The organism is Streptomyces sp. NPDC093546 (genome assembly GCF_044765045.1).
Taxonomy (GTDB): domain Bacteria; phylum Actinomycetota; class Actinomycetes; order Streptomycetales; family Streptomycetaceae; genus Streptomyces.
The window spans coordinates 76229-91260 of the sequence record NZ_JBIWJG010000010.1 but is presented as its reverse complement, the minus strand read 5'-3'; the positions used below and the strand labels follow the sequence as shown (position 1 = coordinate 91260).

16 protein-coding genes and 1 pseudogene are annotated in these 15032 nt (G+C 71.4%); 12 read left to right on the top strand and 5 right to left on the bottom strand.

The window, feature by feature from the left end; all coding sequences use genetic code 11:
• The first annotated feature begins 56 nt into the window (after positions 1-56).
• Together ACIRNI_RS22025 and ACIRNI_RS22020 are read left to right on the top strand one after the other, a co-directional pair.
• Entirely contained in the window at positions 57-476 is a 420-nt protein-coding gene (locus ACIRNI_RS22025; RefSeq protein WP_403553454.1) for a DsrE family protein, read from the top strand.
• 72 nt (positions 477-548) lie between these two features.
• The gene (locus ACIRNI_RS22020; RefSeq protein WP_403553452.1) at positions 549-899 is read left to right on the top strand and encodes a cupin domain-containing protein; all 351 of its coding nucleotides are present in this window, start codon (positions 549-551) and stop codon (positions 897-899) included.
• A gap of 47 nt (positions 900-946) precedes the next feature.
• On the opposite strand, the gene ACIRNI_RS22015 is transcribed toward ACIRNI_RS22020, so the two are convergent.
• Complete coding sequence (locus tag ACIRNI_RS22015; protein WP_403553450.1) at positions 947-1954, bottom strand: Rieske 2Fe-2S domain-containing protein; 1008 nt, start codon at positions 1952-1954, stop codon at positions 947-949.
• Positions 1955-2067: 113 nt separating this feature from the next.
• On the opposite strand from ACIRNI_RS22015, the gene ACIRNI_RS22010 reads away from it, so the two are divergent.
• From ACIRNI_RS22010 to ACIRNI_RS21995, 4 genes are all read left to right on the top strand, one after another.
• On the top strand, positions 2068-2664 hold the full coding sequence (locus ACIRNI_RS22010; RefSeq protein WP_403553448.1) for a PadR family transcriptional regulator: 597 nt from the start codon (positions 2068-2070) through the stop codon (positions 2662-2664).
• A gap of 72 nt (positions 2665-2736) precedes the next feature.
• Positions 2737-4458, top strand: coding sequence for an acyl-CoA dehydrogenase family protein (locus tag ACIRNI_RS22005; RefSeq protein WP_403553446.1), 1722 nt, complete (start codon positions 2737-2739; stop codon positions 4456-4458).
• Between the two features lie 423 nt (positions 4459-4881).
• Positions 4882-5163 carry an alpha-amylase gene (locus tag ACIRNI_RS22000; RefSeq protein WP_403553444.1) on the top strand — a complete coding sequence of 94 codons (282 nt, stop codon included), beginning with the start codon at positions 4882-4884 and terminating at the stop codon, positions 5161-5163.
• Between the two features lie 48 nt (positions 5164-5211).
• The gene (locus ACIRNI_RS21995; protein WP_403553442.1) at positions 5212-5577 is read left to right on the top strand and encodes an MmcQ/YjbR family DNA-binding protein; all 366 of its coding nucleotides are present in this window, start codon (positions 5212-5214) and stop codon (positions 5575-5577) included.
• A gap of 168 nt (positions 5578-5745) precedes the next feature.
• Here ACIRNI_RS21995 and ACIRNI_RS21990 read toward each other — a convergent pair whose 3' ends face one another.
• Positions 5746-6261 (bottom strand): GNAT family N-acetyltransferase, encoded by a 516-nt coding sequence (locus ACIRNI_RS21990; protein WP_403553440.1) that lies wholly within the window; start codon positions 6259-6261, stop codon positions 5746-5748.
• Between the two features lie 68 nt (positions 6262-6329).
• Between ACIRNI_RS21990 and ACIRNI_RS21985 the strand changes: the two are divergent.
• Both ACIRNI_RS21985 and ACIRNI_RS21980 read left to right on the top strand, forming a co-directional pair.
• Positions 6330-6911 (top strand): annotated as a pseudogene (locus ACIRNI_RS21985) (carboxylesterase family protein); the annotation flags it as partial.
• Positions 6912-6997: 86 nt separating this feature from the next.
• A complete protein-coding gene (locus tag ACIRNI_RS21980) occupies positions 6998-7441 on the top strand; it encodes a carboxylesterase family protein (RefSeq protein ID WP_403553438.1) in 444 nt (147 codons plus the stop codon).
• Between the two features lie 115 nt (positions 7442-7556).
• Here the strand turns inward: ACIRNI_RS21980 and ACIRNI_RS21975 are convergent, their stop codons facing one another.
• A complete protein-coding gene (locus tag ACIRNI_RS21975; RefSeq protein ID WP_403553436.1) occupies positions 7557-8972 on the bottom strand; it encodes a PLP-dependent aminotransferase family protein in 1416 nt (471 codons plus the stop codon).
• Here ACIRNI_RS21975 and ACIRNI_RS21970 point away from each other — a divergent pair.
• The 4 genes from ACIRNI_RS21970 (at position 8971) to ACIRNI_RS21955 (ending at position 12888) form a co-directional block, all read left to right on the top strand.
• Positions 8971-10209, top strand: a complete 1239-nt coding sequence (locus tag ACIRNI_RS21970) for an aminotransferase class V-fold PLP-dependent enzyme (protein ID WP_403553434.1) — start codon at positions 8971-8973, stop codon at positions 10207-10209. The genes ACIRNI_RS21975 and ACIRNI_RS21970 overlap by 2 nt on opposite strands.
• Complete coding sequence (locus ACIRNI_RS21965) at positions 10209-11558, top strand: MFS transporter (RefSeq protein WP_403553432.1); 1350 nt, start codon at positions 10209-10211, stop codon at positions 11556-11558. Before ACIRNI_RS21970 ends, ACIRNI_RS21965 begins: the two co-directional genes overlap by 1 nt.
• Positions 11559-11701: 143 nt before the next feature.
• Positions 11702-12223, top strand: coding sequence for an SMI1/KNR4 family protein (locus ACIRNI_RS21960; protein ID WP_403553430.1), 522 nt, complete (start codon positions 11702-11704; stop codon positions 12221-12223).
• 47 nt (positions 12224-12270) lie between these two features.
• Entirely contained in the window at positions 12271-12888 is a 618-nt protein-coding gene (locus tag ACIRNI_RS21955; protein WP_403553428.1) for an SUKH-4 family immunity protein, read from the top strand.
• Positions 12889-12936: 48 nt separating this feature from the next.
• On the opposite strand, the gene ACIRNI_RS21950 is transcribed toward ACIRNI_RS21955, so the two are convergent.
• Both ACIRNI_RS21950 and ACIRNI_RS21945 read right to left on the bottom strand, forming a co-directional pair.
• Entirely contained in the window at positions 12937-13572 is a 636-nt protein-coding gene (locus ACIRNI_RS21950) for an RDD family protein (RefSeq protein ID WP_403553426.1), read from the bottom strand.
• Between the two features lie 444 nt (positions 13573-14016).
• The gene (locus ACIRNI_RS21945; protein ID WP_403553424.1) at positions 14017-14982 is read right to left on the bottom strand and encodes a pirin family protein; all 966 of its coding nucleotides are present in this window, start codon (positions 14980-14982) and stop codon (positions 14017-14019) included.
• Positions 14983-15032: the final 50 nt, after the last annotated feature.

The window sequence follows — 15032 nt, the reverse complement described above, 5'->3', positions numbered from 1 at the left end:
TTCCTAGCGTGGGGTGCGAGCCATCGAGGACACGCACCTGGGACTGGGAGGCAGCCATGGAGAAGCTCGCCATCGTCGTCCGGGACGACACCTACGACAAGCTGCTCACGCCGCTGACGTTCGCCTGGCTGTACGCGGAGAGGGGCGTGCAGGTCGACATGCTGTTCGTGCTCTGGGCCGTCCGCGTACTGACCAAGGACGGCGCCGACGCGGTGGAGGTGGAAGGCCGGCACAGCGGCGCGGACGCGGAGGAGCTGCGGCGGAAGATGATCGAGGACGGGGAGCCGACCGAGATCCTGGACTACCTCACCCACCTCAGGAGCACCGGCCATGTGAACCTCTACGCCTGCCGCCTCGCCGCCGAAAGTTTCGGCGTCGACGAGTCGAACCTGATCCCGGAATCGGCGGGCATCGTCGACGCCACGTGGTTCCTGGAGGAGAAGGCCGTCCCCGCGGACCACTGCCAGTACTTCTGAGCCTCTGGACTTGTGGACCTCTGCACTTGTCCCGTCACGGGCCCCGACCTTGAGTGCGTACAGTCAGGGCCCATGACGAACCGATCCTCCTTCGTGGTGCACGTCCCCGACGCCGAGCTGGAGCCCGAGCCCCTGGACCCCGAGCAGATCGTCTCCGGCGATCCGGTGGTGACCGGGAAGGTGCTGTGGGAGTCCGCCGACGGCAAGCAGGTGCGCGGCATCTGGCAGATCACGCCGGGCGTGGTGACGGACACGGAGGCGGACGAGCTGTTCGTCGTCGTCAGCGGGCGCGCCACCGTGGCCGTCGAGGGCGGAGACATCCTGGAGCTCGGACCGGGTGACGCGTGCGTCCTGCGCGCAGGGGACCGTACGACCTGGACGGTGCACGAGACCCTGCGCAAGGCGTACCACGTCTGCCTCTGAGGCCGCTCAGGCCACTCAGGCCACTCAGGCCACCCACGTCACCGGCGTCAGCCCGCGCGCGACGCGCGGGCCGTGTCCGCCGCGCCTGCCGTGACGTCCGCCAGGTGCCGCAGCCGTGCCTCCAGCCGCCCGTCGACGACCCGGGTGTCGAACGACGGCTGAGGCGCCGTCGCGGGTCCGCGGACGTTCCAGCCGTCCGCGAGCCGGAAGACGCTGCCGTGCCAGGGACAGCGCACGCAGCCGTCGGCGATCTCGCCCTCCGACAGCGGTCCGGCCATGTGACTGCACCGGTCGGCCAGCACGTGGACGGACCCGCCCGGCTCGCGGAAGACCATGACCGCCACCTCGCCGACGTGGCTCCGCACCGCCCTGCCCACCGGGAAGTCGGCGAGGTCGCCGACCGTGTGCCAGCCGGGTTCCATCATGTTCGGCACCTGCTCGGCGTGGTTCGCGCCGGACGCCTGGCGGTAGGCGAGGTGGCCGCCCAGCGCGCCGCCCACCATGACCGCCGACAGCCCGGCCATCCCCAGCGCCTTGCCCCGCCACACGCGGCCGCGGCGCCTGGCCGCGTACGAGGCCGCGTACAGGGCGACGGCCGTGATGTTGCCGACCGCGTGGACGAGCCCGACGCGCTGCTGCTGCTTGGGCAGATCGGCCCAGTCGGTCCAGCCGGCCACCGCGGCGGGCCCGGCCGTCGCGAGGCCCACGCCGATCAGGGTCCGGGAGGCCCGGCGGTTGCCGGGCAGGAGGTCGAGCACCGCCGCCGACAGCCACGTCCCGATGGGCACCTGCACCATCAGCGGATGCAGGGGGTGCCCGAGCCATCGCCCGTGCAGCACATCCCGCCCGGCGCCCAGCGGGGCCGCCTGGACCGCTTTCCGCACCGCGTCGATCAACCAGTCGGCTCCGGACCACCGCTCCAGCCCGTCCACGCCCCGGAGGACGCGGCCGGGCCCGTCGGCCGACGGCAGCAGCCGCCGCACGGCCGCCGCCGTGGTCGCCGCCGCCCCGGTCCGGGTGCCTGTCCTGCTCTCACGCTTGCCCGTTGGTTTCATGCGGAGCGGGTAGCCCCTCACGCCCGGGGGAAACGGCCGGCCGCCGCGTGACCCGGGTCTCACCGCGCCGCCACGACTTGTCTATGCAACAAGTTGCATAGCAGGATCACGGCATGGCGCTCGAGCACGCGATCCTCGTCTCCCTGCTGGAGAAGCCCGGTTCCGGCTATGAGCTGGCCCGGCGCTTCGAGCGGTCCATCGGCTACTTCTGGACCGCGACCCACCAGCAGATCTACCGCGTCCTCAAGCGCATGGAGGCCGACGGCTGGGTCGAGGTGCGCGAGGTGCCGCAGCAGACCCGGCCGGACAAGAAGGAGTACTCGGTCGCCGGCCCGGGCCGGGCGGCCCTCTCCCGGTGGCTGCACGATCCGATCGAGCCCGAGAGCGTCCGGCACGACCTGGCCGTGAAGATCCGGGGCGCCGCCTTCGACGACCCGGCCGCGCTGATCGAGGAGGTCGAGCGGCACCAAGGGCTGCACCGGGACCGTCTCGCGCACTATCTGGCGGGAGAGCAGCGGGACTTCGGCGCGGAGCGGGCCTCCGGAGCGGACCAGGTCTCCGACGCGGACCGGGCCTCCGGAGCGCCACTCGACGCCGGGCGGGAGCTGCAGCACGCGGTGCTGCGGGGCGGCATCGCGTACGAGCGGATGATGATCGCCTGGCTCGACGACGTACTCGCCACCCTCCACCGGCTCGGTCCCGGCCGCTGAACTCCGCCGCCCCGCCCCTGTCCCCCCTGCCCTGCCCTGTCCTGTCCCCAAGCCGGAAAGGCGAACACATCCATGGCTGACCCGCTGCTGTTCAACCCGCGCACCTACGACCCGGCGCACTTCGACGCCGAGACCCGCCGGCTGCTGCGCGCCACCGTCGACTGGTTCGAGGAGCGCGGCAAGCGCAAGCTGATCGAGGACTACCGGTCCCGCGCCTGGCTGGCGGACTTCCTCGCGTTCTCGGCGAAGGAGCGGCTGTTCGAAACGTTCCTCACGCCCGCCTCCGCAGCCGGCGGGCAGCCGGACAAGCGGTGGGACACCGCGCGGATCGCCGCCCTCAACGAGATCCTCGGCTTCTACGGGCTCGACTACTGGTACGCGTGGCAGGTCACCATCCTGGGCCTCGGGCCGGTCTGGCAGAGCGACAACGCCGCCGCCCGCGCCCGCGCCGCCGAACTGCTCGCGCAGGGTGAGGTGTTCGCCTTCGGCCTGTCCGAGAAGACCCACGGCGCCGACATCTACTCCACCGACATGCTGCTGGAGCCCGACGGCGACGGCGGCTTCCGGGCGAGCGGCTCGAAGTACTACATCGGCAACGGCAACGCCGCCAGGCTCGTCTCCGTCTTCGGCCGCCGCACCGATGTCGAGGGCCCCGACGGGTACGTCTTCTTCGCCGCGGACAGCCGCCACCCGGCGTACCACGTGGTGAAGAACGTCGTCGACTCGTCGAAGTACGTCAGCGAGTTCCGGCTCGACGGCTACCCGGTCCGTCCCGAGGACGTCCTGCACACCGGGCGCGCCGCGTTCGACGCCGCGCTGAACACCGTCAACGTCGGCAAGTTCAACCTCTGCACGGCCTCCATCGGCATCTGCGAGCACGCGATGTACGAGGCCGTCACGCACGCCCAGAACCGGATCCTGTACGGCCGGCCCGTCACCGCGTTCCCGCACGTGCGCCGCGAGCTGACCGACGCGTACGTCCGTCTCGTCGGCATGAAGCTGTTCAGCGACCGCGCCGTCGACTACTTCCGCTCGGCGGGCCCGGACGACCGGCGGTACCTGCTGTTCAACCCGATGACCAAGATGAAGGTGACCACCGAGGGCGAGAAGGTCATCGACCTCATGTGGGACGTCATCGCCGCCAAGGGGTTCGAGAAGGACACATACTTCGCGCAGGCGGCCGTGGAGATCCGGAGCCTGCCGAAGCTGGAGGGCACGGTCCACGTCAACCTCGCGCTGATCCTGAAGTTCATGCGCAACCACCTGCTGGACCCGGCCGACTACGCCCCCGTGCCGGCGCGCCTGGACACCGCCGACGACGCGTTCCTCTTCCGTCAGGGCCCGGCCCGCGGTCTGGGCTCGGTCCGCTTCCACGACTGGCGCCCCGCCTTCGACGCCTACGCCCACCTGCCGAACGTGACCCGCTTCCGGGAGCAGGCGGACGCCCTGTGCACGTTCGTCACCACCGCCGCCCCGGACGAGGAGCAGAGCCGCGACCTGGACCTCCTCCTCGCCGTCGGCCAGCTCTTCGCCCTGGTCGTGCACGGCCAGCTGATCCTGGAGCAGGCCCGTCCGACCGGCCTGGACGAGGACGTCCTGGACGAGCTGTTCGCGGTGCTCGTACGCGACTTCTCCGCGTACGCCGTCGAGCTGTACGGCAAGGACTCCGCCACGCCCGAGCAGCAGCGCTGGGCCCTGGACGCGGTCCGGCGTCCGGTCGTCGACGACAGCCGGTCGGCGCGCGTCTGGGAGCGTGTGGAGGCACTGTCCGGGGCCTACGAGATGGCGCCGTAAAACCGGTCGCGGAGCGCCTGCGTCGTACGACCGGGCGCTCCGCGACCCGTACCGCTTCACACCGCACCGCACCGCCGGGATGCGCGATTTCCGGCCGAAGTGCGCGGTCGTGCGGCCGGCTTCGGCGCGCTCGGGGGCGGCGGTGCAGGTGGGCGGCCCGGGACCGCCGCGTACGACGGGGCTCGCCCTGCGCCGCGGCGCGCCGGGCGACGTGGCGGTGAGGGCGATGCCGCAGGTGGGCGACGGCGCCGTTCCTAGGGCGTCATCCGGCGGAAACCTGTGGGACACGTGGTCTTCGAGCGGGGCGGCGCAAACCGAATCCACCGGCGCCGACGGCGGCGCACACTGGGACCAAGTGTTCAACTCATGAAGACAGGAGCCCAAGTGAAGCGGGTTGTCCGTTCAACTTTTAGCGCAGCAGTGATGGTGGCCCTCTGCGCGCTCGGCCCCGTCCCCGCTGCGGCGGCGGCCGACTCCTTCGCACCCGCTCCGGCGTGCCTGGAGCTGGCCGGCGGGTGGCGGTACACGCTCGTGAGCAACCACTGCGGCACGCCCCACCGGGTGACGGTGGAGTACCGCGACGGCACCGTCGCGCCCTGCCGCGAGGCCGGCGCCGGTGACACGGTGACGTTCGCCGGGTACGGCCCGCAGGGCAATGAGGCCCTCGGTGTCCGCCTGTGCGCTGAGGCACCGGCAACGGCCTGACCAGCCGCGGAAGGTGGGCTGTCAGTGGCGCTCGCTACCGTGAGGGCCATGATCGATGCCGAGGACGTCCGCCGTATCGCCCTGTCCTTCCCGGAGACGGTGGAGAAGGAGGCGTGGAGCATGCCCACCTTCCGCGTGGCCGGGAAGATGTACGTCACCATCCCCGACGACCAGACGTCGTTCGCCGTGCGCTGCCCCAGGCACGAGCGCGCCGAACTGATCGCCGCCGAGCCTGAGAAGTTCTGGGTGCCGCCGCACGAGGCGAGTTCCGCATGGGTGCGCGTGCGACTCGCCGCACTGGAGGACCTGGACGAACTCCGGGACATCCTCGTCGACTCTTGGACGCAGGCGGCCCCGGACCGGTTGGTCGAGGTCCACCCCGACCTGAGACCCGGCGGGGCGGCGGGGTGCTGAGCGGCCCGTGTCGTCGGCCTTGCGCCCCGCCCGCGGGGCTGAGGCGTCGCGGTGGGCTCCGGCGCTTGTCGGAGCAGCCGGGCCCTGGTCGCGACGTGGATGAACCGGCGTTCCCGGTAGCCGTCAGGCCGTGCCCTTCTATGGCGGCTCCCAGGTCCGGCGTCCGCGTCAGGCGCTGCCGAAGGGGGCGGGGTAGGTGAATTCGCCCTGGAGGGCCGGATCGTAGGCGGCGAGGGTGCGGACCTGGAAGAAGTCGCCCCAGGCCGGTTCCTGGCCGACGATGCCGAAGTCCGTGCTCGGGCGGAAGCCGAACCGGCCGTAGTACTCGGGGTCGCCGAGGACGACGACCATCGGGGCGTCGAGGGCGTCCGCCGCGGCGATCGAGGCGTGGACCAGTGCTGTCCCGCATCCGCGGCGCCGGTGGTCGGGGTGTACACCGAGCAGGCTGAGGTTCGGGACCCGGACGCTGCCGATCCGGCCCCGGGTGCACAGAGCATGGCCGACGATCGTCCCGTTCTCGTCCTCGGCCACCAGCGAGAGCGCCGGGGTCCACCAGTCACCGCGACGCAGTGCGTCACGCAAGCCGAGTTCCGCCGGAGCCTCTTCGTGCGGCTTGTGGGCGCAGGCCCTGGTCACGGCGCGGACAGCGGGCAGGTCGGCGGAGGTCTCTCGTCTGATCAGCATCCACGCAGTCCGGCCCATCGGCCGGCCAGGCCTGGAAGGGCGTCAGGACGGCGACCAAGCCGGGGCCGCTGTGCCCGCAGGTTCCTTCGCAGTACGCGCAGATCTCCAGCACGGAGGAGGACTGCCTGGTCCTGAACGTCACGACGCCACCGGCAGCGGACCGGCGGCGGCCCGCGCCCGTGCTGGTGTGGATCCACGGGGACGGTTCGGTGGGTGGCGGTGCCTTCTTCGACGGGCGCCGACTGGCCGAGCGGGGACTCGTGGTCGTCACCGTCACCTACCGTCTCGGCGTCTTCGGCGGCCTCGCCCTGCCCGGACTGGAAGGGTCCGGCACCTTCGGCCTCCAGGACCAGCAGGCGGCGCTGACCTGGGTGCGGAACAACGCACGCGCCTTCGGCGGCGACCCCGGCAACGTCACCGTGGCCGGCGTGTCGTTCGGCGCGTCCGCCATCGCCGGGCACCTGACGTCCCCCGCGTCCAAGGGCCTCTTCCACCGGGCCGTGATGGCGAGCGGCGAGGGCATGATGGACATGCCGGCCGGCGCCATGGGCCCGGACGTACCGGGATACCCGTGGTACGTCCGGCGGACGGGCCGCGAGATGGAGGACATCACGACCGAGATGACCTCGTCCCTCGGCTGCCGCGACGACCGCCCCGCACGCACCCTCGCCTGCCTGCGCGCCCTGCCGGTGAAGACGATCCTCGACGTGCCGTACATCATGAACGCCTTCCAGGCATGCGGATACGGCAACACCACCCTGCCCGAGCTGCCGCCGACGGCCCTGCGCGCGGGACGCAGGCGATGCACCACGCGCCGGCCCGGCATGTGCCGCTCTACGCGTACGAGTTCGCCGACCGGGAGGCGCCGATGTTCCTGCCGCTGCCCGGTGACTTCGACTTCGGCGCCTTTCACGCCGGGGACATCCCGTACCTGTTCGAGGACGAGGCGGCCGAGCCGCTCCTCACCCCGGCGCAGCGCCGCCTGTCGGCGACGATGACGGGGTACTGGGCCGCGTTCGCCCGCACCGGCGCACCTCGTGGCTCCGGGCTGCCCGCCTGGCTCCCCCACCGCCCGGGCGGCGCGGGCCGGCCGTACACGCAGTCACTGGCGCCGCGGCGCATCGGGCCCGTCGACTACCACCGCACGCACAACCTCGCTTTCTGGAACCGCATGCCCTGACGACCGGCGGGACGCGGCCCGGGTGGCAAGGAGGCGGCGCCGTGGCCATCGCCGTACGCGACGTGCGCACCGCGCCGGAGCTCGTCGACGAGCTCCGGCCCGGCACACCGCCGCCTCACTGTTCCCGCGGACCGAGGTCCCGAAGCGCGGCCCCCAGTCGGCGTGCTCCCTCGTCGAGTTCGGCGTGGTCGGCGGTGGCGGCGAAGCCGAGCCTCAGGTGGGCTGCCGGCGGCTCGGTGGCGAAGTAGCGGGTGCCCGCGCTCACCGCCACGCCCCGCTGCCGGGCAGCGGCGGTGAGGGCCGTGTCGTCCACGCCGGGCGGCAGCCGGAGCCACAGGTGAAGCCCGCCGGCGGGAACGCTCGTGACGGTCGCCGTCGGCATCTCGCGGGAGAGCGCGGCAGCCAGCCGTGAGCACCGCTCCCGCAGGTCGGCGCCGAGCGTCCGGACGTGCCGGTCCCACGAGGGGGCGCTGAGCAGTTCCAGTGCCGCTTCCTGGAGCGGGCGGGTGACGAAGAAGTCGTCGACCATGCGGACCGCCCGCATACGCTCCATCACCGGGCCTCGGGCGACCAGCGCTCCGATCCGCAGGCTCGGTGCCGCGGGCTTGGTCAGCGAGGTCACATGGACGACGGTGGCGTCGCCGTCGTCCGCCACCAGCGGCCGGAGCACGGGACCGCCATGCCCCAGGTGCCGGGCGAAGTCGTCCTCGATCACGAAGGCGCCCGCGGCGCGTGCCACGCGCAGGACCTGCCGCCGTCGTTCAGGGGACAGGACCGTGCCGGTCGGGTTGTGGAACGTCGGCTGGCAGTACAGCAGCCGGGCCCCGGTCATCGTGAACGCGTCGGCCAGCAGGTCGGGCCGTACGCCCTCGGCGTCGAGCGGTACGGGCACGGGGCGAAGTCCCGCCGCGCCGGCTGCGGCCAGCGCGCCCGGATAGCTGGGCGATTCCACCAGGACCGGGCTACCCGGCCCGGCGATCGCCCGGAACGCGATGGACAGGGCGCTCTGCCCGCCCGAGGTGACCAGTACGTCATCGGGGGTCACGCCCCCGCCGACGATCTCGGCGAACACGGCACGCAGCGCGGGAAGACCGCTCGCCGTGGCCCGGTCCCAGGCGTCCGGGCGGCGCGCCGCCCGCGCCAGCGCCGCACTCAGCGCCCGGGTCGGCTGGAGTGAGCGGTGGATGTAGCCGCCGTCCATCGTGATCGTGTCGGCCGGAGCCGGTGCGAGCGGTTCGGCGATCAGGCGTGTTTCGACGGCGCGGTCGGTGAGCGCGACCGTCTGCCAGGCAGTGTCCACGGGTTCGGCTTCGGGTCGGCCTCGGACCGCCGCGTACGTACCGCTGCCCGGGCGGGTCACGACAGCACCCTCCGCCGCCAGCGCGGAAATGGCCCGCGCCACGGTCGCCGGGCCGACCCGGTACCGCTTGATCAGCTCCCGGCTGCTCGGGAGCCGGTCACCCGGTGCGAGGCCGGCGACCATCTCACGGAGTCTGGCCGCCAGTTCTGTAGAAGTGCTACTGTCTGACATGAGAGATAACAATAGCGCTTCTAGCATCGTCGGGGAAGCACTTCAGCTGGACGTCGCCGCTCTGCGAGCCGACACCCCCGGGTGCCGGCAGGTCATCCACTTCAACAACGCGGGCTGCGGCCTGCTGGCGACCCCGGTGCTGACCGCGATGGTCGGCCACCTCAACCTCGAGGCGCGGATCGGTGGTTACGAGGCGTCGGCCGCCCGGGCCGACGGAGTCCGCGCGTTCTACACGGAACTCGCCGCGCTGATCAACACCACGCCGGACAACATCGCCTTCGCCGGCAGTGCCACGCACGCGTACGCCAACGCCCTGTCCTCGATCCCGTTCGAGTCCGGCGACACGATCCTCACCACCCGCGACGACTTCGTCTCCAACCAGATCGCCTTCCTGTCCTTGCGCAAGCGGTTCGGCGTACGGATCGTGCACGCGCCCAACTCCCCCGAGGGCGGGGTGGACGTACCGGCGATGGCCGAGCTGATGCGGGCCCACCGCCCCCGCCTGGTGTCCGCCACCCATGTCCCCACCAACTCCGGCCTGGTCACGCCGGTCGCCGAGATCGGCCGGCACTGCCGCGAACTGGATCTGCTCTACCTGGTCGACGCCTGCCAGTCCGTGGGCCAGTACCCCCTCGACGTCGAGGAGATCGGCTGCGACCTGCTCACCGCCACCTGCCGGAAGTTCCTCCGCGGACCGCGTGGCTCCGGATTCCTCTACGTCTCGGACCGCGTGCTGCGCGCCGGCTACGAGCCCCTCTTCATCGACATGCACGGCGCCCGCTGGACCGCGCCCGACGGCTACCGGCCCGTCGGGACGGCGGCCAGGTTCGAGGAGTGGGAATTCCCGTACGCCACCGTGCTCGGCAGCGCCGCCGCGACCCGCTATGCCCGCGACGTCGGCCTCGAAGCCATCGCCCACCGCACCCCGGCGCTCGCGGCGAGGCTGCGCAGCCGGCTCGAAACGGTCCCCGGGGTGCGTCTGCTCGACCGCGGCCCGCAGTTGGCCGCGCTCGTCACCTTCGCCGTCGACGGAGGCCACCGGCCGCAGCAGTTCAAGGAGGCCCTGGACGCCCGCACCATCAACTCGGCGCTCAGCTTCCGCGAGTTCGCCCAGTTCGACTTCGGGGACAAGGACGTCGACTGGTGTCTTCGCCTGTCGCCGCATTACTACAACACCGAGGAGGAAGTGGACCACGTCGCCGACGCGGTCGCCGACATCGTCCGGCAGGTGCGGTGATGACGGCCACGCAGCAGCGCGCCGAGGCCGGGGAGAGCAGCGGGAGCCTGTGGCACAACCGCGACTTCCTCGTGTTCTGGATCGGCGAGACGCTCTCTCTCCTGGGAACCCAGGTCACGAACCTCGCGCTCCCCCTGACGGCGATCGTCGCTTTCGACGCCACCGACGAGCAGGTCGGTGTCCTGCGGTTCCTGCAGCTCGCCCCGTACTTGGGGCTGGCCCTGGTCTTCGGCGTGTGGGTCGACAGGTCCCGGCGACGGCGGGTCATGCTCGGTGCCAACCTCAGCCGGATGGTCCTGATCGCCCTCGTACCGCTCCTCTACTGGTTGCACGCCCTCGACATGGTCACCCTCCTCGTCATCGCGTGCGCCGTCGGCATCGCCTCCGTGCTTTTCGACGTGAGCTGGATGTCGTACGTCCCCACGCTGGTGCGCGACCCCAGGAACTACGTCGAAGCCGGTGCCAAGATGGGAGTGAGCTCGTCGGCGGCCGACGTGGCGGGGCCCGGGCTCGCCGGTCTCCTGGTCGGCGCCCTGACCGCGCCCGTGGCACTGGTCGCCAACGCGTTCTCCTACCTGGTGTCCGTCATCTCGCTGCTCCTGATCCGCACGGTCGAGCCCCGCCCGGATCCGACGGCCGCGAAGCGGCGCATGCTGCCGGAACTGCGCGACGGCCTGGGCTGGGTCCTGCGGAACCCGATCCTGCGGGCGCTCGCGTTGGTCGGGTTCTGCTGCAACTTCTCCATGATCACCGTATGGACGATGTTCCTGCTGTACGGAACCCGCGACCTGCACCTCGGCTCGGCCACCCTCGGGACCGTCTTCGCGACCGCCTCCGTGGGCGGCTTGATCGGCGCGGCGGTCTCCCGGAAGGTCATCCGGCGATTCCGGCTGGGGACGGTCTACCTCGTCGCCCAGTCTGCGCTTCTCCTGGGGCCGGTCCTGATCGTCCTGGCCTCTGGCCCCCGGCCCGTCATGGTGGGGATGTTCATCCTCTCCTTCTTCACCACCTACCTCGGCCTCGGCGTGGCCAACGTCATCGTCGTGAGCCTGCGTCAGACCAGTACGCCCCCGTCGATGATGGGGCGGATGACGGCCGTCTTCCGCACCCTGCTGTTCGGCGGCGGCGCCCTCGGCGGCCTCTCCGCCGGCCTTCTGTCCGGCGCACTCGGCCCCGAGGGCGCCCTGACCGTGGCGGCGATCGGCTCCGCAGCGGTGGTGATCGGGCTCGTCGTATCCCCGGTGACCCGCCTCCGTGGCCTCCCGCCGGCAACACCGGACCCCGTGAGGGAACCGGCGCACGGGCGGGCAGGCCGACACTGGGGGCCGGACAGCGACAAGGCTCTCTGACCGGGACAGGGCGCTCTGACCGGCCGGATCCGTCGCCCGGCGGCTCACGCCGCCGGGCACCGACCGGCACTGGGCGCCGATCAGGACGGACCGGCACGGCGTCCCCCGTGAAGCAGTTGCGGCTGAGCCGTAGGCTGCCTGTCATGACAACATTCGCAGAGGTCCTGGCCACGTTCTGGGCTGACGATGATCATGGCGTCCAGCCGCCTCTGACGGACGAGACCGTGCGAGAGGCCGAGCGTGTGCTCGGGGTGACGCTGCCCTCTCCCCTGCTTGACCTTCTGCGGCTGCGGAACGGCGGCATCGTCGCTGATGATCACGATGCCTTCCCCACCAGTCAGGCGACATGGAGCGAAGACCACGTTCCTTTCGACACCCTGATGGGCATCGGGGGGCTCGAGCAGACGATGTCGCTGCTCGACACGCCGTACTTGGTCAAGGAGTGGGGACTGCCCTCGCCGATCGTGCTTCTTTCCGGCGACGGGCACTGCTGGATCGGTCTCGACTACCGAGACTGCGGCCCGGACGGCGAGCCGTCAGTCACCTGGTTCGACACCGAACTGGGCGTCGAGTGCGCGCTGGCCAGTGACTTCCGAACCTTCGTCGAGAAACTGACCGCAGCGAGCGTCTTCGATCCCGACCTCGGCGATTCCACGTCGGATTGACCAGAGTCCACGGCGGCCGTGCCGCCACCGAGTTCGGAGTTCCCGCAGTGCTTTTCGACGTCACCCGCAGCGAACTCGCCGGCATCTTCGGCGAGGACCGGATCGCGACCCTGCCCGCCGCCGCCTTCCCGCCCTCCACCGCGGACACCGAGGGCGCCCGCCTTTTGCAGACCGTCGGTGTCCCCGCCCGGACGCTCCGGCTGCGTGAGCCCGACGAGAACACCGGCCGACTGCCCCTCGTCCACGACGTCGTCGACGCCGAGGACTTCGAGGACGCCCCGGCGAACGCGGGCCGATGGCCCGTCATCGGCTGGCTGCTCAACACCCACCTCGCCCTCGACCCCGGTTCCGGCAAGGTGCACGCCTTCGACGCCGATGAGGAGACCGCGCGGGAACTTCACACGGATGTCTCCTCCCTCATCCAGGTCACCTTGCGGTTCCAGCGCCTGCTCGAGGAGTTCACCTTCAGCGGCGACGACGAGGACGAGGAAGCCGACTTCGAACGCCTGGAGCGCGAGGTCGAGCGGATTCGTCAGGAGACGAGCAGCGTGGACCCGCTCCCCTTCCAGGACGACGGGACGGTCTGGTCGGCGGTCGGCGAGGAGATCGCCGCGGGCCGGCGCTTCCAGGGCAACAGCCCGGGAGCCCGCTCCCTCTACGGGTGATATACGGGTGATCGCCCGGCCGATGTCGCCTGCGGTCCGGAGGACCGCTCAGGCGGCGAGGTCCTTGCGGCGGGCGTACCGCAGGCCGGCCAGGTCCGCGTGGTAGAGCTCGCCGTCGTCGTTGTCCGCGACGGTTCCGCGGGCTGCCCCGCCGCCGCCCATGCCGCGGAAGAACGCCCGCAACCAGTAGTACGGCTGGAGGGGCAGCCAGCACAGCCCGCACAGCCAGCGGTACACGGTGCGCCAGAACGTGGGACGCCCGCCGTCAGCGGCACGGATCACCCGTATGCCGCTGATCAACTTACCGATGCTCGCCCCGCAAAGAACCGTCAGCAGCACCTGGTTGACGAAGGAGATGCCCAGCAGCGTGACCAGGGCGATCACCGGACGGCCCTCTTCACCTCTCGCCAGTACATACGGGATGCCCACCGCGACGACGAGGTCCAGTGTCACGGCGAGCCACCGCCGCCCCTCCGAGGCGGGCCGCGGCACGCGCCGCGGCGCATGCCCGTAGGGCAACGGCTGCTGCCCGTACGGAAACGGAACCTGCGGGTCGTACGGTGAGGAGGGGGCCTGGGGGGCGTACGCATGGCCGTAGGGCGGCTGTGCGTACCCCGGCTGCTGCGGGATGGGAGACGGGAAGGGGTGCTGCTGGTACAGCTGGTTCCCTGGTGGCGTGCTCATGCCCACATCATGCTGCACCAGCACCCCGGCTGATCAATGCGGGAGACCAGCGCGCCGGTCCTGTGGTCAAGGGGGCGCAGCGGTCACCTCGCTCGCACCCCGGGACCGGCGGTGTAGAAGGGGCGGGCGGCGTCGACAGCGGCGAGCAAGTCGATCCGCTGCCGGAACGTAGGACCGCGCTCCATCCGCTGTCCATACAGCGACCGGATTCACATAAAGCCGCTGCTACGGGCGCAGTTGGCGGGGCGCGCGAGGGAATGGTCACTCATCTGAACGGCGTTCACAGGTACGCCACGACGGCGTCTGTCACGACCCCTCGTCCTCCTCGAAGGACATGGGCAGACCATGCGTTGGCTGTCGCGACTGGAGCAACAGGACCGCACGGTATAACGGACTATTCCTCTGTCGCGCGCAGCTCGGGATGCTGCTCCAGAAAAGTGCAGGTCAGCGCACCCTCCCCCGCGGCTTGAGCGCCACAGGCGGAAGCGCGGGCGCAGGCAGCCGGCCCCCGGCGTAACCCTTCACCTCACCGAAACGGGTGGTACTCATCCAGTCCTCGCGCGCCCGTTCGATCTCCTCGTGGGACCGGCCCACGAAGTTCCACCACATGACGATCTCCTCCTCGAACGGCTCGCCGCCCAGCAGCATCACCGCCGCGTCCGATTCCGCCCGCAGGGGCAGGGAGGTGCGCCCGCAGCCGAGGTAGAGCATGGAGCCGGGGAGGACCGGCACGCCGTCGACGTGGGTCTCGCCCGACATGGCGAGGACCGCGTACTCGAAGTCGGGCTCGAGCGGGAGATTCGTTTCGGCACCGCTCGTCAGGGCCAGGTCCGCGCCGATCAGAGGGGTGTACGTGGTGCCGGGCGAGCGGGTGCCGTCGAGTTCGCCGAGTATCACCGTGGCGGTGAGGCCGGGGGCCGTGACGAGGGGCAGGTCGGCGTGGTGCTCGAAGTGGGGTTCCACGTGGCGGTGCGCGTCGGGCAGGGCCACCCACAGCTGGGCGCCGTGCAGGAAGCGGGCGTGCGGCCGGGGGCTCTCCTCGGAGTGTGAGATGGCGCGCCCCGAGGTCATCAGGCCCAGCTCGCGCGGGCGGATCGTCTGCAGGCTGCCGGTGCTGTCGCGGTGCAGGACCTCGCCCTCGTGGAGCCAGCTGACGGTCTGGAGGCCCATGTGGGGGTGCGGGGGCACCTGCATGCCGGGTTCGTCGGCGATGTCGTCCGGTCCGTAGTGGTCGACGAAGGCCCAGGCGCCCACCATGCGACGGCCGAGGTTCGGCAGCAGTCGTCGCACGTCGGTGGACTCGCCGAGCCGGACCGTGCGGGGGCTCAGGAGCTCCCGCACGGGCTCCGCGACGACGAATCCCCGGCCGCCGCAGACGGAGGGAGCGGCCTGGCGATCAAGATTGCTCATGCCGCTCAACCTAGCGAACCTCTCGGGCGTCGAGCGGCGTTATCGGCGGT